Origin of the sequence: Streptomyces seoulensis, assembly GCF_022846655.1 — a bacterium.
Taxonomy (GTDB): Bacteria; Actinomycetota; Actinomycetes; order Streptomycetales; family Streptomycetaceae; genus Streptomyces.
On record NZ_AP025667.1, the window covers coordinates 6,333,283 to 6,355,295 of the forward strand.

Annotated in this window: 19 protein-coding genes; 4 read left to right on the top strand and 15 right to left on the bottom strand. The window is 72.5% G+C overall.

The window, feature by feature from the left end:
* Positions 1-236: 236 nt before the first annotated feature.
* The 6 genes from HEK131_RS29115 to bldG form a co-directional block, all read right to left on the bottom strand.
* On the bottom strand, positions 237-434 hold the full coding sequence (locus tag HEK131_RS29115; RefSeq protein ID WP_217465102.1) for a hypothetical protein: 198 nt from the start codon (positions 432-434) through the stop codon (positions 237-239).
* A gap of 277 nt (positions 435-711) precedes the next feature.
* Positions 712-2,232: a N5-glutamine methyltransferase family protein gene (locus HEK131_RS29120; RefSeq protein WP_244451798.1), complete on the bottom strand. Its 1,521-nt coding sequence runs from the start codon at positions 2,230-2,232 to the stop codon at positions 712-714.
* Between the two features lie 42 nt (positions 2,233-2,274).
* Entirely contained in the window at positions 2,275-2,883 is a 609-nt protein-coding gene (locus HEK131_RS29125; protein WP_202495048.1) for a small secreted protein, read from the bottom strand.
* A 195-nt stretch (positions 2,884-3,078) separates the two neighbouring features.
* On the bottom strand, positions 3,079-5,481 hold the full coding sequence (locus HEK131_RS29130) for a sodium-translocating pyrophosphatase (RefSeq protein WP_161147746.1): 2,403 nt from the start codon (positions 5,479-5,481) through the stop codon (positions 3,079-3,081).
* Positions 5,482-5,824: 343 nt separating this feature from the next.
* The gene (locus HEK131_RS29135; protein WP_217465100.1) at positions 5,825-6,262 is read right to left on the bottom strand and encodes an ATP-binding protein; all 438 of its coding nucleotides are present in this window, start codon (positions 6,260-6,262) and stop codon (positions 5,825-5,827) included.
* 165 nt (positions 6,263-6,427) lie between these two features.
* Positions 6,428-6,769 carry an anti-sigma factor antagonist BldG gene (bldG, locus tag HEK131_RS29140; RefSeq protein ID WP_010986038.1) on the bottom strand — a complete coding sequence of 114 codons (342 nt, stop codon included), beginning with the start codon at positions 6,767-6,769 and terminating at the stop codon, positions 6,428-6,430.
* An 82-nt stretch (positions 6,770-6,851) separates the two neighbouring features.
* On the opposite strand from bldG, the gene HEK131_RS29145 reads away from it, so the two are divergent.
* The gene (locus HEK131_RS29145) at positions 6,852-9,356 is read left to right on the top strand and encodes a DEAD/DEAH box helicase (RefSeq protein WP_244451799.1); all 2,505 of its coding nucleotides are present in this window, start codon (positions 6,852-6,854) and stop codon (positions 9,354-9,356) included.
* Here HEK131_RS29145 and HEK131_RS29150 read toward each other — a convergent pair.
* Genes HEK131_RS29150 through ssd form a run of 7 tightly spaced genes read right to left on the bottom strand, consistent with a single transcriptional unit; the run spans position 9,353 to position 14,295 of the window.
* Positions 9,353-9,727, bottom strand: coding sequence for an Rv3654c family TadE-like protein (locus HEK131_RS29150; protein ID WP_244451800.1), 375 nt, complete (start codon positions 9,725-9,727; stop codon positions 9,353-9,355). The two genes, HEK131_RS29145 and HEK131_RS29150, sit on opposite strands and share 4 nt — an antisense overlap.
* The gene (locus tag HEK131_RS29155) at positions 9,724-10,062 is read right to left on the bottom strand and encodes a TadE family type IV pilus minor pilin (protein ID WP_432215683.1); all 339 of its coding nucleotides are present in this window, start codon (positions 10,060-10,062) and stop codon (positions 9,724-9,726) included. The genes HEK131_RS29150 and HEK131_RS29155 overlap by 4 nt, the downstream gene beginning before the upstream one ends.
* 22 nt (positions 10,063-10,084) lie before the next feature.
* The gene (locus HEK131_RS29160) at positions 10,085-10,285 is read right to left on the bottom strand and encodes a DUF4244 domain-containing protein (protein WP_217465097.1); all 201 of its coding nucleotides are present in this window, start codon (positions 10,283-10,285) and stop codon (positions 10,085-10,087) included.
* Positions 10,286-10,345: 60 nt separating this feature from the next.
* Positions 10,346-11,131, bottom strand: a complete 786-nt coding sequence (locus HEK131_RS29165; protein ID WP_244451802.1) for a type II secretion system F family protein — start codon at positions 11,129-11,131, stop codon at positions 10,346-10,348.
* Complete coding sequence (locus HEK131_RS29170) at positions 11,128-12,003, bottom strand: type II secretion system F family protein (protein WP_244452172.1); 876 nt, start codon at positions 12,001-12,003, stop codon at positions 11,128-11,130. Before HEK131_RS29170 ends, HEK131_RS29165 begins: the two co-directional genes overlap by 4 nt.
* A complete protein-coding gene (locus HEK131_RS29175; protein ID WP_217465095.1) occupies positions 11,996-13,192 on the bottom strand; it encodes a TadA family conjugal transfer-associated ATPase in 1,197 nt (398 codons plus the stop codon). The genes HEK131_RS29170 and HEK131_RS29175 overlap by 8 nt, the downstream gene beginning before the upstream one ends.
* Positions 13,189-14,295: a septum site-determining protein Ssd gene (gene ssd / locus HEK131_RS29180; protein ID WP_217465094.1), complete on the bottom strand. Its 1,107-nt coding sequence runs from the start codon at positions 14,293-14,295 to the stop codon at positions 13,189-13,191. Before ssd ends, HEK131_RS29175 begins: the two co-directional genes overlap by 4 nt.
* A 581-nt stretch (positions 14,296-14,876) precedes the next feature.
* On the opposite strand from ssd, the gene HEK131_RS29185 reads away from it, so the two are divergent.
* Positions 14,877-15,707, top strand: coding sequence for an HAD family hydrolase (locus tag HEK131_RS29185; protein ID WP_244451803.1), 831 nt, complete (start codon positions 14,877-14,879; stop codon positions 15,705-15,707).
* Positions 15,708-16,059: 352 nt separating this feature from the next.
* On the opposite strand, the gene HEK131_RS29190 is transcribed toward HEK131_RS29185, so the two are convergent.
* Complete coding sequence (locus HEK131_RS29190; RefSeq protein WP_161147736.1) at positions 16,060-16,884, bottom strand: Fic family protein; 825 nt, start codon at positions 16,882-16,884, stop codon at positions 16,060-16,062.
* A gap of 129 nt (positions 16,885-17,013) precedes the next feature.
* Here HEK131_RS29190 and HEK131_RS29195 point away from each other — a divergent pair, with 129 nt between their 5' ends.
* Positions 17,014-17,994, top strand: coding sequence for an ATP-binding protein (locus HEK131_RS29195; protein ID WP_244451804.1), 981 nt, complete (start codon positions 17,014-17,016; stop codon positions 17,992-17,994).
* A gap of 3 nt (positions 17,995-17,997) precedes the next feature.
* Here the strand turns inward: HEK131_RS29195 and HEK131_RS29200 are convergent, their stop codons facing one another.
* Positions 17,998-19,260: a hypothetical protein gene (locus HEK131_RS29200; protein ID WP_217465090.1), complete on the bottom strand. Its 1,263-nt coding sequence runs from the start codon at positions 19,258-19,260 to the stop codon at positions 17,998-18,000.
* 349 nt (positions 19,261-19,609) lie between these two features.
* Here HEK131_RS29200 and HEK131_RS29205 point away from each other — a divergent pair, with 349 nt between their 5' ends.
* Entirely contained in the window at positions 19,610-22,009 is a 2,400-nt protein-coding gene (locus HEK131_RS29205; protein WP_244451805.1) for a SulP family inorganic anion transporter, read from the top strand.
* The last annotated feature ends 4 nt before the right edge of the window (positions 22,010-22,013 follow it).

Consider the following 22,013-nt stretch of genomic DNA (forward strand, 5'->3'; position numbering starts at 1 on the left):
CTCGGGGTTCGTCCCCAGGCGCTCGTCCCTGGGGTCGCGGCGTGCTGTGGCTGGTGTGACGCTGCGGAGTGTGACGGTACATCCCGCCCCCGTGTCAAACGGGAAAAGCCCACAACGGCCACTCGAACGGTAACCCGACTACCGCCATTCCTGCCGCCCGGAGTACCCGCCGGGCGCGGAGCCCATGCCCGGAGCCCTCCGCTCCGCCCGCCGCCGCGCCGACCCGGCCGGCGCGGTCAGGGACGTGTGAGGCAGTACGCGGCCAGCCCCAGCGAGACGATGACGGCGACCCCGGCGAGCACCGTCGATGCGACCCGGTTCACACCTACGGCGACCGGTTCGGCGCGGCGCACGCGCGCCCCGGTCCACACCATCAGAGCCCCTCCGAACAGCGCGAACACCGCTCCCGCGAACACCGCCGGCACACTTTCCATGATCCGTCCGCCCCTCCCGCGCGCTCGGCGCGGTCCGCCCTGATCCAGCGCGGGGAGGCTGCCACGCCAGGAGAACGGAGGGGCGACTTCGGGGTGAACGGCGGGGGCCGGCCGGAGCCCGCTCTGTCGCCGCCGGAGCGGCACACGTCGTTTTCCGGCCTTTTTGCCGTTCCGGCCCGTGCCCCCGGCATACGACGATGATCCGTCCGCCCGTCCACCGGCTCGGGTACACCGGGTACGACAGTCGGATCAGCCGCCGTACCCCGCGCCCCGCGGCTCAGCCCACCGGTTCCAGGAAGCCCTGCTCCACCAGCAGCCGGATCTGCGCGGGCGTACGGTCGCGCAGCACCACCGGGTCCTCGCCGACGAGCTGGGCGATGGCGTCCAGGATGACGCCCGCGCTCAGCGAGCCGTCGCACACGCCGGCGAAGCCCGCGCCGATGGTGTCCACCTTCGTCGCCCGCCGCATGCCCCGGTGCTGACGGAGCACCACATGCTCGGGGTCCTCGGCGCCGGGCAGCCCGACCTGCTCCTGGACGACCTCGGCGGCGAGCCTGAAGTGGCTTTCCAGCAGGGCCGCGTCGTCGTGGGCGCGCAGGTGGTCGACGCGGGCGAAGTGGTCCCGGATCGTGTCGCCGAGGGGCTGCTCGACCGGGTGCGGCCACTCCTCCACGGTGACGGAGGGCTCGGCCGCGCCGGTGCGGCGCAGGGTGATCCAGCCGAAGCCGACCCCCTTCACCTTGCGCGCCTCGAACTCGTCCAGCCACGCGTCGTACCGCGACTGGTACTCCGCGCGGTCCTCGCGGTGGTCCCCGGCGTCCCTGAGCCACAGCTCGGCGTACTGCGTGACGTCCTGCACCTCGCGCTGCACGATCCAGGCGTCGCACCCGCGCGGCACCCAGGAGCGCACCCGGTCCTGCCAGTCCTCCCCTTCCACGTGCTGCCAGTTGGCGAGGAACTGCGCGAACCCGCCCTCGTTCAGCCTCTCCCCCGCCTGCTGGACGAGCGTGCGGCACAGATCGTCCCCGCTCATCCCGCCGTCGCGGTAGGTGAGCCGGGCGCCGGGCGAGATCACGAAGGGCGGGTTGGACACGATCAGGTCGAACGTCTCGTCGCCGGGGACCGGTTCGAACAGGGAGCCCTCGCGCAGCGCGGCGGCGGGGGCGCCGGAGAGGGCGAGGGTGAGCGCGGTGATGTGCAGGGCGCGCGGGTTGAGGTCGGTGGCGGTGACCCGGGTCGCGTGCTGGGCGGCGTGCAGCGCCTGGATGCCGGAGCCGGTACCCAGGTCGAGCGCGGCGGCGGCGGGGACGCGCACGGTGATGCCCGCGAGGGTGGTGGAGGCGCCGCCGACGCCGAGGACCACGCTCTCGTCCCGGCTGCCGATGCCGCCCGCCCCGCCGACCGCGCAGCCGAGGTCGGACACGATGAACCAGTCCTCGCCGTCGGGCCCGCCGTAGGGGCGCACGTCGACGGTGGCGGCCAGCTCGTCGCCGCCCACGGGCGCGAGCCAGCCCGCGGCCACGGCGTCCTCGACCGGCAGCACGTCCGCCAGGCGGGCGCGGGGCACCGGTTGCTGGAGCAGGAACAGCCGCACCAGCGCCTCCAGCGGCGTGTCGCCGCGGGTCGCGCGCAGGGCGGGCACGGTCTCGCTGCGGGCCAGCGCCGCGTACGCGGGCGCGCCGAGCAGGTCGAGCAGGCCGTCCGCGGTGAAGGAGGCCGACAGCAGGGCGTCGCGCAGGCGGGCGGCCGCTTCGGGCCGGTCGGTGGCGGGCAGGGGGGCGGAGCCGGAGTCAGTCACGACCCCATTGTGGCCCGCCGCACCGCTCCGGGTCCGCCTCCGTCAGCTCTTCGCGGCGGGTGCCGACGCGGAAACCTTGCAGCTCTGCTGCTCGGCGATCGCCTCCTTGACGTCACCCTGCTCCAGCCGCTTCAGCGCCTCGGTGCCGCTGTTGGACTGGCGGCCGATCTCCTTGGTCTGGTCGGCGACCTCGTGCAGGCCCTTGGCGAACTTGCCCTGGTCCTTGGTGTCGAGCCCGTCGACCTTCTTCTTCAGGTCGGCGTAGGAGGTGGCCAGGCTGTTGAGGTTCTTCACCGCGTCCTGCTGCCGCTTGGCACCGCCCTCGACCCCGGGGGGAGCGCCGGCGCCGTTGATGGCGGTGGCGATGGCCTTGTAGCCGTCGGACATGTCCTGGAACGCCTGCGCGTACGTCTCCTTGGCCGTCTTGGGCGGGAGGTCGCTGTCGCTGGCGATCTTGGCTATCCCGGCGTTGGCCGCCTTGATCTTCGTGTACTGAGCGGGCACCGCGTCGCACACCGACTTCGCCCAGACACCCAGCTTGGGGTCGGGGCCGCCGCCGTCGCTGCCGCATCCCGTCAGCGCTGTCATCAGTACCGCGCCGCCGGACAGGGCGGCCGCGAGTTTCTTGTTCACCGGATCGGTCCCTTCCATGGCACTCGGCCCCCGGAATCTACACGGCGGACCGAGACCCTCCACACGACCGGAGCCCTATAAGCAGACTTTTGTGATGCTTCGCACCATGCGAGAGAAGGCTCACGGCCGAGAGCGTCCCCACACACGCGAACGGGCGGCGACGCGTCAGTACGCGCCGTCCGCCCGCCCGTTGACCGGGCCGCCCGGCAGCCCCTACGGAACCACCGCCGGAGGCGTGGAGTTGGAGACCTCGCCGGAATCCTCGTCCCCCACGGCGATCCCGCGCCGCTTGGACACGTACACCGCGACGACGATCACCAGCAGCGCGAACGCCGCGATCAGCACGCGGACGAGCATGCTGCCGTGGTCCCCGTAGGAGAACTTGATCACGGCGGGCGCGATGAGCAGGGCCACCAGGTTCATCACCTTGAGCAGGGGGTTGATCGCCGGCCCCGCGGTGTCCTTGAAGGGGTCGCCGACCGTGTCGCCGATCACCGTGGCCGCGTGGGCGTCGCTGCCCTTGCCTCCGTGGTGGCCGTCCTCCACCAGTTTCTTGGCGTTGTCCCAGGCGCCGCCGGAGTTGGCCAGGAAGACCGCCATCAGCGTGCCCGCGCCGATGGCGCCGGCGAGGAAGGCACCGAGGGGACCGACGCCCAGCGTGAACCCGATGAAGATCGGCGCCATCACGGCGAGCAGTCCGGGCGTGGCGAGCTCGCGCAGGGCGTCCCTGGTGCAGATGTCGACGACCCGGCCGTACTCGGGCTTCTCCGTGTAGTTCATGATCCCCGGCCGCTCGCGGAACTGCCGCCGCACCTCGAACACGACCGAACCGGCCGAGCGCGACACGGCGTTGATGGCCAGCCCGGAGAAGAGGAAGACGACCGCGGCGCCCGCGATGAGACCGACGAGGTTGTTGGGCTGGGAGATGTCCATCGACAGGGTCAGCGGCGAGCCCGGCCCGGTCAGGCCGTCCCCCACGTCCCGCACCCCGGTGGTGATCGCGTCCCGGTACGAGCCGAAGAGCGCCGCTGCCGCGAGGACGGCGGTGGCGATGGCGATGCCCTTGGTGATGGCCTTGGTGGTGTTGCCGACCGCGTCCAGGTCGGTGAGCACCTGGGCGCCGGCCCCCTCGACGTCGGCGGACATCTCGGCGATGCCCTGCGCGTTGTCGGAGACGGGCCCGAAGGTGTCCATGGCCACGATCACCCCGACCGTGGTGAGCAGCCCGGTCCCGGCGAGGGCCACCGCGAACAGCGCCAGCATGATCGAGGTGCCGCCGAGTAGGAACGCGCCGTACACGCTGAGGCCGATCAGCAGCGCGGTGTAGACGGCGGACTCCAGGCCGAGCGAGATGCCGGAGAGGACGACGGTCGCGGGGCCGGTGAGGGAGGTACGGCCGACGTCGCGGACCGGGCGCCGGCTGGTCTCGGTGAAGTAGCCGGTCAACTGCTGGATGACGGCGGCGAGCAGGATGCCGATGGCCACCGCGACCAGCGCCAGCACCCGGGGGTCGCCGTCCTTGCCGCTGATCGCCGCGTCGGTCACGCCGTCCAGCTCGGAGTAGCGGCCGGGCAGATAGACGTAGACGGCGATCGCGACCAGCACGAGGGAGATCACGGCGGAGACGAAGAAGCCCCGGTTGATGGCGCTCATGCCGCTGCGGTCGGCGCGGCGCGGGGCGACCGCGAAGATGCCGATCATCGCGGTGACCACACCGATGGCCGGGACCAGCAGCGGGAAGGCGAGCCCGGCGTCGCCGAAGGCGGTCTTGCCGAGGATCAGCGCGGCCACCAGGGTGACGGCGTAGGACTCGAAGAGGTCGGCCGCCATCCCTGCGCAGTCGCCGACGTTGTCGCCCACGTTGTCCGCGATGGTCGCGGCGTTGCGCGGGTCGTCCTCGGGGATGCCCTGCTCGACCTTGCCGACCAGGTCGGCGCCCACGTCGGCGGCCTTGGTGAAGATGCCGCCGCCCACGCGCATGAACATGGCGATCAGGGCCGCGCCCAGACCGAATCCCTCCAGCACCTTGGGCGCGTCGGCCGCGTAGACCAGCACCACGCAGGAGGCGCCGAGCAGGCCGAGGCCCACGGTGAACATGCCGACGACACCGCCCGTGCGAAAGGCGATCTTCATCGCTTTGTGCGAGACGACGGTGAGATCCTTTTCGGGTTCACCCATACGCGGAGTCGCCTCGCGCGCGGCGGCGGCGACCCGCACATTGCTGCGCACGGCGAGCCACATGCCGATATAGCCGGTGGCCGCCGAGAACACCGCGCCGATCAGGAAGAACACCGACCGTCCGGCCCGCTGATTCCAGTCGTCGGCGGGAAGCAGCAGAAGCAGGAAGAACACGACGACGGCGAATACGCCGAGCGTGCGCAACTGCCGGGCCAGATACGCCTTCGCGCCTTCCTGGACCGCCTCCGCGATCTCCCGCATGCGTTCGGTGCCCTCGCCCGCCGACAGCACCTGGCGCACCAGGACGCCCGCGACCACCAGTGCGGCCAGGGCGACGGCCGCGATCACGGCGACCAGGACGCGGTTGCCGTCGGTCAGGACCACGGCAGCGAGGGATGCGGGGTGACCCGCCTGACTGGGTATGGAAAGCCCCGCCATTCGTCCTCCTTGACGCTTGGGCTTAGCTCAAGATCTGGACGCACTCGTAGATGTCCGAGCGTGATCCCGACTGGGCACGGTAAACAGAATTGCCCGCCCCCTACCCTTTAGCAAACGATGGGATGGAGGACCAGAGCACGGAACCCGGACGGAGTAATAGCCCTGAGGCATTTACGGTTGCGGATTCGGCCAGGGCGATCTACGAGCTTTCCGGTCGTGAATTCCTTCACGTATTCCGACGGCGGACGGTTCGGCCGGAAGTGGCCGGAACAGCGCGAAGGGCCCCGCATGACGCGGGGCCCTTCGTCGGTCACTCGGTGCGCGGATGCGCGGGTGCTACGGGTCAGATCAGCACGGTGGGCGGCGGGACGGTCGGCCAGGACATGCGGATCAGTCCGCCGTTCTCGCCGGTGGTGACCTCGACGTCGTCCACGAGGCCGCTGATGACCGCGAGGCCCATCTCGTCCTCCTCGGCCTCCACGTCGGCGTCGGCGGCCGCGCCACCGGCCACCCGCTCGGCGGGTACGGCGTGCGGGGCCTCGTCACCGACCTCGATGGAGAACTGCTTCTCCTCCTCGATCAGCGCCACCTTCACCGGCGCGGTGATGCCGACGCTCTGGTGGAGCCCGACCGCGCGGGAGCACGCCTCACCGACGGCGAGGCGGACCTCGTCGAGTACCGCCTCGTCCACTCCGGCCCTGCGCGCCACCGCGGCCGCCACCAGACGGGCGGTGCGGACGTGCTCGGGCAGCGCACTGAAGCGGAGTTCGACGGTGGCCATGCATCCCCCTCGCGTACTACGGGCGTGCGGTGCGGGGCCGGGGCCGCCGAAAGCCTGCACCCCCATGTGATGAAACTTCTGCGCCCCGGACCCCTGGGGGACCGAGGCGGGGCCGGCCGGTGTCCGGACCGCACATGCGGCCCGGACCCGGCGAACGACCCTGGATCAGTCGGTGGCCGCCACCGCTTCCTCGACCGAGGTGTGGATCGGGAACACCTTGGTGAGGCCGGTGATACGGAAGATCTTCAGAATGCGCTCCTGGTTGCAGACCAGACGGAGCGAGCCCTCGTGGGCACGCACCCGCTTCAGGCCGCCGACCAGCACGCCGAGCCCGGTGGAGTCGAGGAAGTCCACGCCCTCCATGTCGACGACAAGGTGGAAATTGCCGTCGTTCACCAGCTCGACCAACTGCTCGCGCAGTTTGGGCGCGGTGTATACATCGATTTCGCCACCGACCTCGACGACCGTACGATCGCCGACGGTACGGGTCGACAGGGACAGGTCCACGAATCCTCCAGCACCTTGCTATCGAGCGGTCGCCCCTCGGGACATCCCGGCTTACGGCCCTTGGAACACAACGTCAGCCGCCATGGCATTCAATCACTTACCGGCACGTGTGCACGACGCCTTGGCTCCATTGTCCGTCAAGCCGGTGACAGACTCGGTGCCGATGGCCAAGAATCACCGACCCGATCACCCCCAGCCGGACCCGGCGTCCCGCCCGTCTCCGGAGGCGGTTCTGCACCGGCTCGCCTCCGGACCGAGCAGGTCCGCGCGCATCACTCATACGGAGCACTTGCCCCCGCGTGCGGGCCGCCATGCCGTCTGGCCGGACCGGATTCGTTCCGAGGTGATCGCGGCGGTCCAGGCGCGGGGCATCGAGCATCCCTGGGCCCACCAGGCGCTCGCCGCCGAGCACGCCCTGGACGGCGACTCGGTGGTCGTCGCCACCGGCACCGCCTCCGGCAAGTCGCTCGCCTATCTGATGCCGGTGCTGTCCGCCCTGCTGGACGGCTCCGAGGCGCCGAACGGCCGGGGCGCCACCGCCCTGTACCTCTCCCCCACCAAAGCCCTCGCCGCCGACCAGTGCCGGGCGGTACGGGAACTCGCCGAGCCCCTGGGCAACGCGGTCCGTCCCGCGGTCTACGACGGCGACACCCCGTTCGAGGAACGCGAGTGGGTACGGCAGTACGCCAACTACGTGCTCACCAACCCGGACATGCTGCACCGGGGCATCCTGCCCTCCCACCCCCGCTGGGCCTCCTTCCTGAAGTCGCTGAAGTACGTCGTCATCGACGAGTGCCACACCTACCGGGGCGTGTTCGGCTCGCACGTCGCCCAGGTGCTGCGCCGGCTGCGCAGACTGTGCGCCCGCTACGGCGCGTCGCCCGTCTTCCTGCTGGCTTCCGCCACGGCCGCCGAGCCCTCCGTGGCCGCCCGCCGGCTGACCGGGCTGCCGGTGGTCGAGGTCGCCGACGACGCCTCCCCGCGCGGGGAACTCGTCTTCGCCCTCTGGGAGCCCCCGCTCACCGAGCTGCACGGCGAGAAGGGCGCCCCGGTGCGCCGCACCGCCACCGCCGAGACCGCCGACCTGCTGACCGACCTCACCGTGCAGGGCGTGCGCTCGGTCGCCTTCGTCCGCTCCCGGCGAGGCGCCGAGCTGATCTCGGTCATCGCGCAGGAACGGCTCGCCGAGGTGGACCGCTCCCTGGTCCGGCGTGTCGCCGCCTACCGCGGCGGCTACCTCCCCGAGGAACGCCGCGCCCTGGAACGCGCCCTGCACTCCGGCGAGCTCCTCGGTCTCGCCGCCACGACCGCCCTGGAGCTGGGCGTGGACGTCTCCGGCCTGGACGCGGTGGTGATCGCCGGGTATCCGGGCACCCGTGCCTCCCTGTGGCAGCAGGCGGGCCGCGCCGGACGCTCCGGGCAGGGCGCCCTGGCCGTCCTGGTGGCCCGCGACGACCCGCTGGACACCTATCTCGTCCACCACCCAAAGGCCCTGTTCGACCGCCCGGTGGAGTCCACGGTCCTCGACCCGGACAACCCATACGTCCTCGCCCCGCACCTGTGCGCCGCCGCCGCCGAGATCCCGCTGACCGAGGCCGACCTCGAGCTCTTCGGCCCGGTCAGCGCCGATGTGCTGACCCAGTTGGAGGCCGCGAAGCTGCTGCGCCGCCGCACCCGGGCCTGGCACTGGACGCGCCGGGAGCGTGCCGCCGACCTGACCGACATCCGGGGCTCCGGCGGACCTCCGGTGCAGATCGTGGAGGAGGGCACCGGGCGCCTGCTCGGCACGGTCGACGCGGAGGCCGCGCACTCCGCGGTCCACGAGGGCGCGGTCCATCTCCACCAGGGCCGCACCTACCTGGTGCGCTCGCTCGACCTGAAGGACTCCGTCGCCCTGGTCGAGCAGGCCGACCCGCCGTATTCGACCGCCGCCCGCGACACCACGTCCATCTCCGTGCTGGAGACGGAGACCGAGATCCCGTGGGGCTCCGGCCGCCTCTGCCTCGGCTCCGTCGAGGTCACCAACCAAGTGGTCTCCTTCCTGCGCAGACGCCTGATCACCGGTGAGGTGATGGGCGAGACGAAACTCGATCTCCCTCCGCGTACGCTCCGCACCCGCGCGGTGTGGTGGACGGTCACCGAGGACCAGCTCGACGAGGCCCGGATCAACCCGGAGATCCTCGGCGGCGCGCTGCACGCCGCCGAACACGCCTCGATCGGCATGCTGCCCCTCTTCGCCACCTGCGACCGCTGGGACATCGGCGGGGTCTCCGTACCGCTCCACCCCGACACGCTGCTCCCCACGGTCTTCGTCTACGACGGCCACCCCGGCGGGGCGGGCTTCGCCGAGCGCGCCTTCCACACCGCCCGCGCCTGGCTGACGGCCACCCGCGAGGCCATCGCCTCCTGCGAGTGCGAGGCCGGCTGCCCCTCCTGCGTCCAGTCCCCCAAGTGCGGCAACGGCAACGAGCCGCTGCACAAGCGGGGGGCCGTACGGCTCCTCACGACGCTGTTGCGGGGGGCGCCGGAGGAGGCGGGGACAGGGACCGACGGGACGGGGGCGGAGGCGTCCGGGGAGCCGGGCTAGGGACTCGGGCCCTGCGGGGCGGGGTCGGGTGGTCCCGCTCTGGCCCGTACCTCCGCCGCGAACGGGCCGTGTCCCGAGCCCGCGCTCACGTCCGAGGTCTCGCCGACGATCGCGCACCGCACCAGCCTCGCGCCCTGGGCCGACGCCACCCGGCGCCCCGCGGCGCAGGCCGCCTCCGGGCCCTCGGCCCAGTGGTCCGCCGCCGCGAGCGCCGCGAGATCGGCCGCGCCCGCCGCCCGGTGCCGGACGACGACGGCGTGCCCCATGCCCAGCACGGCACCGAACACCACGCACAGCAGGGCGATGACCCCGAGGCTCCAGACGGTGGCGGAACCCCGATCCTGCGGGCCGGTGCCGCTCGGGCTTCTCATGGCTTCTCCTCCCCGGCCCCCGCCGCCTCCTCGGCGGCGGCCACGGCCTCCTCCCGCACCTCGAACGGCAGACCCTCCAGCACCGGAGGTCTCGCCACCACCGTCACGCGCACCCGCTCGCCCTCCCGCGCCACGCCGACCGTCGCCCCGCGGGGTGCGGTCTCGCGGGCCAGCCTCACCACCGCGTCGGGCGGGTCCTGGCGGGCGGCGGCCCGTGCTCCGGCGCGGGCGGCGTCCACGCACTGGATCTGGGCGGCCACGGCGAGCAGCCCCCAGACCAGCGCCATGGTGAACGCCACCAGCACCGGCAGCACCACGGCCGCCTCAGCCGTCACGAACCCCCGGTCCGCGCCCCGTTCACATCCGCGCACTGAGCGCTCGTTTCACGATGCTCTGGAGCTCCGCCTTGACCTGGCCGCTGGTGACGACCTCGTAGAGCAGCAACGCGAACCCGACCGCCGCGATGATCCCCATCGCGTACTCGGAGGTCACCATTCCGGCGTCCTTGCGGCACCGCTTCCGCAGCAGCGCCCATGCCCTGCCGGCCTTCTCACGCATCTGAACTTCCTTTCGTTCCGACTTGGTTCTCCTGATGTCGTTCGTCCCGGTCGCGCTCGGTCAGGGCCCACCTCCTCCCAGCGCGCCGCCCGCGAGGCCGATCACCACGGGCAGGACGCCGACCGCGATGAAGGCGGGGAGGAAGCACAGTCCGACGGGCGCCGAGATGAGCACGGCCGCCCTGCGGGCCCGGACCGTGGCCGCCCGTATCGACTCCGCCCGCGCGTCCGAGGCGAGTCGGGCCACGGGTTCGGCGGCCGGGAGCCCGGACCGGTCGGCCCGCTCCAGCAGCCGGGCCAGTGCTCCGGCGCCGGGCAGTGCGGTCAACCGGCTCCAGGCGTCGGCCGGTTCACCACCGAGCCGGGCTTCCGCCGCGCCCCGCGCCAGCGCGTCGCCGACCGGGCCGCCGAGCGCCTCCCCCACCGCCTGGGACGCGACGACCGGCCCCGCCCCGGCCTCGATGCAAGCGGCCAGCAGCTCGGCGGCGAGCGGGAGTTGGCGAGACGCGGCAGCCGTGTCCACCTCCACCGCCGGACGTGCCGCCGCCCGGCGCTCCTGCCACCGCCACAGCGCCACGGCGGCCCCGACCCCCACCAGCACCCCGAAGACCCCGCCGACCACCGCCCACGCCCCGCAGCCGACCCCCACCACCGGCAGCCACTTCCTGACCGCGTCCGCGACCACGACGGAGTGATCGGCCTCCGGCGTCGCCACAGCCAGCAGTCCGGCCATCCGCCGCCGTGTCAGGCGTTGTTGCCGGGCCGACTCCAGCCGGCGGGCCACCCGGCCGAGGACCAAGGCCACCGCCACGGTCACCCCCAGGCTGTGGACGACCTCGCCGCTCATGCCACCTCAGCTCCCCGCACGATCCGGGCCGCCCACCACACCCCGGCGCCCTCGAACACCGCTCCCGCCGCCAGACAGCCCAGCCCGGCCCCGGTGTGCAGCAGAACCCGCAGGGGGTCCGCGCCCATGGCCGCGCCGAGGAGCAGCCCGAACAGGGGCAGCACCGCCAGCAGCAGAGCCGTGGCCCGAGCGCCGGACAACTGGGCTCTCAGGTCGGCGCGTTGGTCCCGCTCCGCGCGCAGGGCGCCGTCCAGCCGGTCGAGTCCGGCGGCCAGCCCCGCGCCCTGGTCCACCGCCACCCGCCAGCAGGCGGCCAGCCCCAGCAGCCCCTCGGCGCCCGGTCGCCGGGCCGCAACGGCCAGCGCCCCCGGCACATCACCGCCGAACCGGGCCGCCGCGATCACGGCCGCCTGCGGTTCGCCCAGCCCGCCGGAGTCCCGCTCAGCCCGCAGCAGCGCCTCCCCGGGCTGCTGGCCGGCGCGGACCTCACCGGCGAACACCCCGCACAGGGCGATCACCGCATCCGCGCGCCGCTCCTTCTCCAGCCGGGCCCGCCGCGCCTTCCCCACCCGGCGCAGCACCGGCACCCCGGCGGCCCCCGCGACCACCGGGATGACCGAGGCCCCCACCAGCGCCAGCACCAGCCCCGCCACGAGCGACCACCACTCGGCGCCCACCCGGCCGTGCAGGCGCCGCAGTTCACCGAGCAGCCGCTCCCCGGGTGCCGGCCCGGTGTCCACCGCACCTCCGCCCGAGAACAGCAGCCTCGCCCGCCGCACCTCCTGGTGCCGTGCGTTCAGCGCCCAGGCCACTCCCCCGGCACAGGCCAGCACCGCGCCCACCGCCGTCTCCCCCATGCCGACGTCACCCATCTCCGCCACCGCCCCTCCCGCTCCCGTCCAGCAGCTCCCGCAGCCGCTCCCAGCCGCGCTGCGGCACGAAGGCCCGCTCGCCCCACCGCAGTGCCGGTACCGTCCGCACCAGTCCGGAGGCGTCCCGCTCCAGCACGTGCACCTCCGCGATCCGGCGCCGCCCGGACCGGTCCCGGGCCAGGTGGATCACCACCGACAGCGCCGCCGCCAACTGGCTGTGCAGCGCGGCCCGGTCGAGCCCGGCGGCCGTGCCCAGCGCCTCCAGCCGGGCAGGTACGTCGGCGGCCGCGTTGGCGTGCACGGTGCCGCAGCCGCCCTCGTGGCCGGTGTTGAGCGCGGCCAGCAGATGCACCACCTCGGGCCCGCGCACCTCCCCGACGACCAGCCGGTCGGGCCGCATCCGCAGGGCCTGCCGGACCAGGTCCTCCAGCGTGACCAGACCGGCGCCCTCCTGGTTGGCGGGCCGCGTCTCGAGCCGGACGACATGCGGGTGGTCCGGCCGCAGCTCGGCCGAGTCCTCGGCCAGCACGATCCGTTCACCGGGCCCGACCAGCCCGAGCAACGCGCTCAGCAGCGTCGTCTTGCCGCTGCCGGTGCCGCCGCTGATCAGGAAGGACAGCCGGGCCCCCACCAGCGCCCGCAGCAGCCCCTCCCCGCCTGGCGGGAGCGTGCCCGCGCGGGCCAGCTCGCCGAGGGTGAACGCGCGGGGGCGCACCACCCGCAGGGACAGGCAGGTGCAGCCGACCGCCACCGGGGGCAGTACCGCGTGCAGCCGGGTCCCGTCGGGAAGGCGGGCGTCCGCCCAGGGCCGCGCGTCGTCCAGGCGCCGTCCCGCGACGGCGGCCAGCCGCTGGGCGAGCCGTCGTACCGCCGGGGCGTCCGGGAAGGTGACCGGGGTCAGTTCCAGGCCGCCGCCCCGGTCCACCCACACCCGGTCCGGTGCGGTGACCAGCACGTCGGTGACGCTCGGGTCGGCCAGCAGCGGTTCCAGCGGTCCGGAGCCGACGAGTTCGGAGCGCAGATGCTCCGCCGCGCCGAGGACTTCTGCGTCGCCCAGCACCCGGCCCTGTTCGCGCAGGGCCTGCGCGACGCGCGCGGGGGTGGGTTCGGCGCCGCTCTCGGCGAGCCTGCGCCGGACACCGTCGAGGAGGGCCGCGCCGTCGGCCCGGTCGAGTCCGGGAAGCGTCATCGGGGGCCTCCCGCCTCGGCCAGCGCCTGCTCCCAGAAGGCGGTGCAGAACCGGGACAGCGGGCCGCGGCCGGTCGCGCCGGGCGGCCTGGCGGTGCCCCGGGGACGCAGCAGCGCGGGCTCGACGGGCACGGTGCCGATCAGCGGCAGTCCGAGCAGCCGGGCCACCTCGTCCTCGTCCAGTCCCGGCGAGCAGGGCCCTCTGACCGCGACCCGCAGGTCCCGCACGACCAGGCCCATGGCGGACGCGACCCGGCCGGCCGCCGCCAGCGCACGCAGCTCCGCCGGGACGACGAGCACCGCCATGTCGAGCTGGGCGAGGGCCTCCGCGACACCGTCGTCCAGGCGGCGCGGAAGGTCGACCACGACGGTGCCGCCGCGCCGCCGGGCGGCGGCGAGCACCGCGCGGACGGCCTGGGGCGGCACGGCCACGCAGTCGCCCCGGTCCCAACTGAGCACGCGCAGTGCGTGCAGTTCTGGCAGTGACTCCTCCAGGGCGCCGCCCCCGACCCTGCCGCGCGAGGCGGCGAAGGCGGGCCAGCGCAGCCCTTCCGCGCTCTCACCGCCGAGGAGCACGTCGAGTCCGCCGCCGAGCGGATCGGCGTCCACCAGCAGCGTGCGCAGGCCCTGGTGGGCGGAGGTGACGGCGAGGGCGCAGGCCAGGGTGGACGCGCCTGCGCCGCCCCGGCCGCCGATGACGCCGACCGTGAGGGCGGGGCGGCCGACACCCTCGGCCACGTCGGCGATGCGGTCGATCAGCCACTGCTCGCCGTCGGGCAGCATCAGCACATGGTCGGCGCCGATCCCGACCGCGCGTTTCCACACGTCCGGGTCGTCCTGGTCACGGCCGACCAGGACCACCCCACGCCGCCGTGCGGCACCGCGCACCCGGCGGGCGGCGTCGTCACCGACCAGGACGAGAGGCGCGCCGTCCCATCCCCCGCCGTGGTCCGGGACGCCGTGGTGGACCTCCGGGGTGGCTCCGGCCGCCGCGCACAGGCGCAGCAGGTCGTCGAGGAGCGCCGCGTCCTCGGTGACGATGAGCGGCCGTCCGCCTCGTCCGGCCGCGGCCGGTGGCGGATCGTGTGTGACGGTTCCGGTCATGGGTGTTCCCCCTTCACTCGCGTCTTCCGCGCCGCTCTGCCGGCCGCGCGATTCCCGAAGATGTGGAGAACCCGTAACGGCCTCCATATGAACGGCCGATAGGAACCGGCCATAGGCGCCCGGCAATGCGATCCGGCCATGAACGGGCCCGGATCCGGTGCGCTGGAATCACGATGCGGCGATCCGCGAAATCGTGTGGATCTTGGTCAAAAACTGTGGAAGACGGAGCGCCTGTGAATAACTTCGTCACTCAAACCGGTGACGCACACACGGGCTGTGTACGAGTTTCCGAGCGCACCCTGATGATTACCCTACGTAATCAAACATGGGCATGACGAAAGGGCGGCCGCAGCCGCCCAGCACCGGTCTCGTACCGGCCGAAGGAGGAGGAAAACGCGTCCGGACATGCGACGACCCCCGCCGGGGGGGAGAGCGGGGGTCGTCCCCACGGTCCGACTCGGGGGGGGAGGAGTCGGACCGGGGTTAGCACGGTCGCGAACGATCCGTGACTTCCATGGTGTACCCGAGAGGCTTCTCAGGCAAACCCACACGCCCCACCTTACGCCGAATGGTGGGCGCCTATGCTCAGGGACGTGGAAAACCACTCCTTGCCTCGCGCAGCGGCCTTCTTCGACCTGGACAAGACGGTCATTGCGAAGTCCAGCACCCTCACCTTCAGCAAGTCGTTCTACCAAGGCGGACTGATCAACCGCAGGGCGGCCTTGCGCACCGCATATGCCCAGTTCGTCTTCCTGGTCGGCGGTATGGACCATGACCAGATGGAGCGCATGCGGGAGTACCTCTCCGCACTGTGCCGGGGCTGGAACGTGCAACAGGTCAGAGAGATCGTGGCCGAGACCCTGCACGACCTGATCGACCCGATCATCTACGACGAGGCCGCTTCGCTGATCGAGGAGCACCACACGGCGGGCCGCGACGTCGTGATCGTGTCCACGTCCGGCGCCGAGGTCGTGGAGCCGATCGGCGAGCTACTCGGCGCCGACCGGGTGGTGGCCACCCGGCTGGTGGTCGGCGAGGACGGCTGCTTCACCGGCGAGGTGGAGTACTACGCGTACGGCCCCACCAAGGCCGAGGCGATCCGGGAGCTGGCCGCTTCCGAGGGGTACGACCTCGACCGGAGCTTCGCCTACAGCGACTCGGTCACCGATCTGCCGATGCTCCAGGCCGTCGGCCACCCGCACGCCGTGAACCCCGACCGCGCGCTGCGCCGGGAGGCCGTCTCGCGCGGCTGGCCGGTGCTGGAGTTCCGCAAGCCGGTCCGCCTCAAGCAGCGCCTGCCCGCACTCTCCGCACCCCGCCCGGTGGTCGTCGCGGCGGCGGCTCTGGGCGCGGCGGCCGCGACCGCCGGCCTCGTCTGGTACGCGAGCAAGCGGCGGGCCACGAGCGTCTGACCGATTCACCCCTGTTTGAAGGTAAAAGTAAAGAAGTGCGGGCAGGGGTTCCGCTTGCCCCGTGGTTGCAGTACAAATGAATCAACGGCCTGCGGGACCAAGGACATCCGAGAGGATTCCCTACCTTTACGCATCTGGCCCCACGGACCTCGCATCGACACAGGGCACCCACGCGACGTCGGACCGTCGATTACGGGCCTGCTTCACCAGGGCCGGGCAAAGACCCCGACCTGATGAGCAACATCACGAGGACGCTTGGTAACCCGGTGAACGTGCCAGCGGCGGTACGAGAACTCGTACCGCCGCAACCCTGCTCGGGCCCCCTTCCCAGGGGGCCTTTCGCATGGGCAGGTCAGGCCGCGCCGCGCTGCAGCGCCTCGCACACCGCCGTCGACTCGCGCGCACCCAGCTCGACCGCCCGGCCGCAGTGGGCGATCCAGGCCGCCATGCCGTCGGGGGTGCCGGAGACGTAGCCGTCGAGCGCGGCGAGGTAGGAGGCCCGGCCCAGTTCCGCGTGGCCGACCTCGGCCGGGCACACCGACTTCGGGTCCAGACCGCTGCCGATCAGGACGATCCGCTCGGCCGTGCGCGCCACCAGCCCGTTGTGGGAGGAGAAGGGGCGCAGCGCGAGGAGCTCGCCGTGCACCACGGCGGCCGTCACCAGCGCGGGCGCGGAGGACCCGGCGATGACCAGCTCCGCGAGGCCGTCCAGCCGTCCGGAGACCTCCGGGGCGTCCGGCAGCGGAAGCTCGATGAGCGGCTCGTCGGCGAGTTCGCCCGCGCGACGCGGGCGGCCGACCTCGTCACCGTCGCTCGCGGCGGCCACCATGTGCAGCCGGGCCAGCACCCGCAGCGGGGACTGCCGCCAGATGGACAGCAACTGCCCGGCCTCGGCGGTGAGCCGCAGTGCCGCGCCCATGACCTGCGCCTCACCGCCGGTACTGAAGTCGGTGCGGCGCCGCACCTCCTCCAGGGCCCAGTCGGCTCCGGACAGCGCGGCCGAGCCGCGGGCGCCGCGCAGGGCCGCCTCGGAGGTGACGGCGTTGCTGCGGCGGCGCATGATCCGGTGTCCGTAGACCCGGTCCACGGCCTTGCGCACGGATTCCACGGAGTCGGCCACGCCGGGCAGTGAGCCCAGGGCCGCGAGCGGATCTGCGGTCGCTCCTGTCGTACTCATGAGGTCGACCCTACGCGGCCGCCCCGACGGCCGACCGGCACCCCTTCTTCAGCCGCCACACCCCTCGAAGGAGTGACCTTCTCCCCCTTCCCGGCACATACAGCTACGTCACCACTACGCTTGGTGAACATGAAAATTGCTTTCGTCGGGAAGGGCGGCAGCGGCAAGACCACGCTCTCCTCCCTCTTCATCCGCCATCTCGCGGCCGCCGGAGCCCCGGTCGTCGCCATCGACGCGGACATCAACCAGCACCTCGGGCCCGCCCTCGGCCTCGACGAGTCCGAAGCGGCGGCGCTGCCCGCGATGGGCGACCGGCTGCCGCTGATCAAGGACCATCTGCGCGGCTCCAACCCGCGCATCGCCTCGGCCGAGACGATGATCAAGACCACCCCGCCGGGTGGCGGTTCGCGGCTGGTCAGCATCGGCGGGCCCGACGCGATCTACGACGCCTGCGCCCGCCCGGTGGAACTCGACGGCGGCGCCGTCCGCCTGATGGTCACCGGCCCCTTCACCGAAGCCGACCTCGGGGTCGCCTGCTACCACTCCAAGACGGGTGCGGTGGAGCTGTTCCTGAACCACCTCGTCGACGGCGCGGACGAGTACGTGGTGGTCGACATGACCGCGGGTTCGGACTCCTTCGCATCCGGCATGTTCACCCGCTTCGACATGACGTTCCTCGTCGCCGAGCCGACCCGGAAGGGAGTCTCCGTCTACCGCCAGTACAGGGAGTACGCCCGCGACTTCGGCGTCACGCTGAAGGTGGTCGGCAACAAGGTCCAGGGACCGGACGACGTCGACTTCCTGCGCGACGAGGTCGGGGACGACCTCCTGGTGACGGTCGGGCACTCGGACTGGGTGCGCGCCATGGAGAAGGGGCGTCCGCCCCGCTTCGCCCTCCTGGAGGACGGCAACGTCCGCGCGCTCGAAGAACTGCGCGCCGCCGCCGACGCGACGTACGGGCTGCGTGACTGGGAGCGCTACACCCGCCAGATGGTCCACTTCCATCTGCGCAACGCCCGGTCCTGGGGCAACGAGCGCACCGGGGCCGACCTGGCGGCGCAGGTCGACCCCGGTTTCGTGCTCGGCGAGAGCGTGGCGACCCCCGCCTGACGCCTACTGCCTGGCGGCCGGCGCTCCGGGGACGCCCTTCGGCGCCGGTGCCGGGCGGCCGGAGAGCAGGGAGGCCCAGCCCTTCTTGGGCGTCTCACCCACCTCCAGGGTGCGCAGCTTGGCCAGCGTCTGCGGGTCCTGGGCGTCCAGCCAGTCGGCGAGCTGGTGGAAGGAGACGCAGCGGACCTCGGACCTGGTGCACACCTCCTTGACCACGTCCTCGATGGCACGCATGTAGGTGCCGCCGTTCCAGGACTCGAAGTGGTTGCCGATGATCAGGGGTGCGCGGTTGCCGTCGTAGGCGCGGTAGAAGCCCTTGAGCAGGCCGTCGCGCATCTCGTCGCCCCAGGTGGCGAACTTGTCGGGGTCGCCCTGGGTCTGGGTGCCGGACTGGTTGACCATGAAGTTGTAGTCCATGGTCAACTGCTCGAAGGTGTGGCCGGGGAAGGGGACCAACTGCATGGACAGGTCCCACAGGCCCTGCCTCTTCTTCGGCCACACCTGGTCGTTGACGCCGCTGGAGTCGTAGCGGAAGCCCATCTGGCTCGCCGCCTTGACGAAGTTCTTCTGCCCTTCCAGGCAGGGGGTGCGGGCGCCGATGAGTTCCTTGTCGTAGTCGAAGGGCAGCGGCGACGACTTCTTCAGGCCCGAGTTGGTCTTCCAGGTCTTCACGAACTCCTTGGCCTGGCTGATCTCGCTCTTCCACTCGGCCACGGACCACTGGCCGGCCCCACCCTCGGGACCGCAGAAGTGACCGTTGAAGTGGGTGCCGATCTCGTTGCCCTCCAGCCAGGCCAGGCGCGCCTGCTTGGCGGTGTCGGCGATGCCCTGCTCGTCGTTGAAGCCGATGTCGGAGCGCCCCGGCGAGTGCTGCGGCGGCTTGTACAGGTCCCGCTTCTCCTCCGGCAGCATGTACACCCCGCTGAGGAAGAACGTCATGTTCGCGCGGTTGTCCTTGGCGACCTTGCGGAAGTGCGAGAACAGCTTCTGGCTGTCCTCACCCGCGCCGTCCCAGGAGAACACCACGAACTGCGGCGGCTTCTGACCGGGCTTCAGCTTCTCGGGCCGGGGCAGGTGCGGCTGCGCGCCGGTGTACGCGGTGGAGCCGTCGCCGATCAGCCGGACGACGCTCTTGGGAGCCGGGGCGCCCTTCTGCGGGCCGGGCGCACCTTCCTTCGTCCCGTCGGAGCCGGCGCAGCCGGCGAGGGACGCGGCACCGGCAGCGGCGACCACGGCACAGACGGCGATCCTCTGGGTGGCGGCCATGTTCCGCCCACCTTCTTCCTTCTCTCGGGCGAACTCTCAGGCGAACGCCGGTGAGGGCGTTTTCTGGCGATCCGCCGGATTCCTCCCGGCGGGGCCGTCAAGGTCGCACGGGGTCGAGAAGGAATTAATACGACAAGCCGATTAAATGCCCGCTTCACTCGGCAGAGTGCACATATGTGCCATTTGCTTCGAAAAGATATGCCGAGCCTTTACTCTGGATTACGATCCGTTTACCGAGCGTTGAACCATCCCGCCGCTGCACGCCGTGACCCACGGCCGCGACCGAACCCCCCGCCCCTGGCGGGAACCCCCCAGTCCGCGACCGCGCTGCCCCGGAGGAGACGGGAACATGCCAGCCTGCGCACCCCCTCGAACCCAGCACTCCCCGCCCCACACCAGCCCACCGCCCCGACGCCGCCGCTTCCGCGTCGAGAGCGCCGACATCTCCGCGTCCGTCGCGGTCTTCCTCATCGCCCTGCCGCTCTCGCTGGGCATCGCCCTGGCGACCGGCGCCCCGCTCCAGGCGGGTCTGGTCGCCGCGGCGGTCGGCGGAATCGTCGCCGGACGGATCGGCGGCTGCCCGTTGCAGGTCAGCGGGCCCGCGGCCGGACTGACCGTGGTCACCGCCGACCTCATCCACCAGTACGGCTGGCGGGCGACCTGCGGCATCACCGTCCTCGCCGGGATCGCCCAGCTCGGCCTCGGCTGTCTGCGGGTGGCGCGCGGCGCGCTCGCCGTCAGCCCGGCGGTCGTGCACGGCATGCTCGCGGGCATCGGTGTCACCATCGCCGTGGCTCAACTGCACATCGTGCTCGGCGGCAGCCCGGACAGCTCCGTCCTCGCCAACCTGCGCGCGCTCCCCGCCCAGTTGGCCCACCTCGATCCGGCCGCCGTGGCGATGAGCGCGCTGACCCTGACCCTCCTACTGGCCTGGCCCCGCATCCCCGGCCGAGCGGGCACCCTGCTGCGCAAGGTCCCGGCCGCTCTGGTCGCCGTCATCGGGGCCACCGTGACGGCGGCGCTGACCGGACTGACCCTGCCCCGCGTCGATCTGCCGTCCTGGCGCAGCCACGCCCTGGCCGGGCTCCCCGAGGGGCCGACGCTCGGCATCGTCGCCGCGGTGCTCACCACCACCCTGGTGTGCAGCGTGCAGTCGCTGCTCGGCGCGGTGGCCGTGGACAAGCTGGCCTCCGCCCGGACCGGTCCCGCCCGCGTCGGGCGCTCCGACCTCGACCGCGAGCTGCTCGGCCAAGGCGCGGCCAACATCGTCTCCGGCGCACTCGGCGGACTGCCGGTCGCCGGGGTGGCCGTGCGGAGTACGGCGAACGTGAACTCCGGTGCCGTGAGCCGGAACTCCACCATGCTGCACGGCGTCCTGGTCGTGATCGCCGCCCTGCTGATGGTGCCGCTCCTGGAGCAGATCCCGCTCGCCTCGCTCGCCGCACTGGTGATGGCGGTCGGCATCCAGATGGTGTCCCTGAACCACATCCGCACGGTGACCCGGCACCGTGAGGTACCGGTGTACGCCGTCACCACCCTCGGCGTGATCTGCCTCGGTGTCCTGGAGGGCGTGCTCCTCGGTATCGCCGTGGCCGTCGCCCTCGCCCTGCACCGCCTCACCCACACCCGCATCACGCACAGCGAGAAGGAGGGCGTCCATCACGTCCATGTACGCGGCCAGTTGACCTTCCTCGCCGTGCCCCGGCTCAGCAGAGCCCTGCACCGCGTGCCCCACGGTGCCCGTGCCGTGGTGGAGCTGGACGGTTCGTTCATGGACCACGCGGCGTACGAGTCGCTCCAGGACTGGAAGACTTCCCACACCGCGCGGGGCGGCTCCGCCGAGCTGAAGGACCGCCGTACCGGAGTGCGGAGCGCGGGCACCCCCTCCTCCACCGTCTGCCGGTGCCGCCCCTGGACACCGTGGCGCAATCACCGGTGCGACGTGCCGTTGCCGGCGGCTGGGGAGCGGGCACCCGGCGTGCCGGAGGACTCCGCCGCGCCCTTTGGCGCGGACGCCCTGCGCGAGACGGCCGGCTCCAGGACGACCCGCCCCCGCACCGACACCCATGAACTCGCCCGGGGCATCAGCTCGTTCCAGCGGAACACCGCGCCGCTGGTGCGGGAGGAGCTGGCCCGGCTGGCCAAGGAGGGGCAGCGGCCCTCACAACTGTTCCTCACCTGCGCCGACTCCCGGCTCGTCACCTCGATGATCACCGCCAGTGGTCCCGGCGACCTGTTCGTGGTGCGCAACGTCGGCAACCTGGTGCCGCCGCCCGCCCAGGAGCACTCCGACGACTCGGTGGCGGCCGCCATCGAGTACGCGGTGGACGTGCTCGGGGTCAGGTCGATCACCGTGTGCGGGCACTCCGGATGCGGGGCGATGCAGGCCCTGCTGACCGCGGAACCCGGTGCCGCGACGACCCCGCTGCGCCGGTGGCTGCGGCACGGGGAGCCGAGCCTGGACCGGATGGCCGGCGGGCGCCCGGAGCGGCCCAGGCTGGCCGCGCGACCGGTGGCCGACTCCGTGGAGGAGCTGTGCCTGACCAATGTGGTGCAGCAACTGGCGCACCTGCGGGCGCACGAGCCGGTCGCGCGCGCCCTGGCGGCCGGTGCGCTGGAGCTGCACGGCATGTACTTCCACGTCGGCGAGGCGCGGGCGTACCTGCTCGGGGACGAGGGGGACGGAGAGGTGTTCCACGACGTGAGAGAGGACGTGCGAGAGGGGTCGGAGGTGGGCAGCTTGGTCTGAGTGG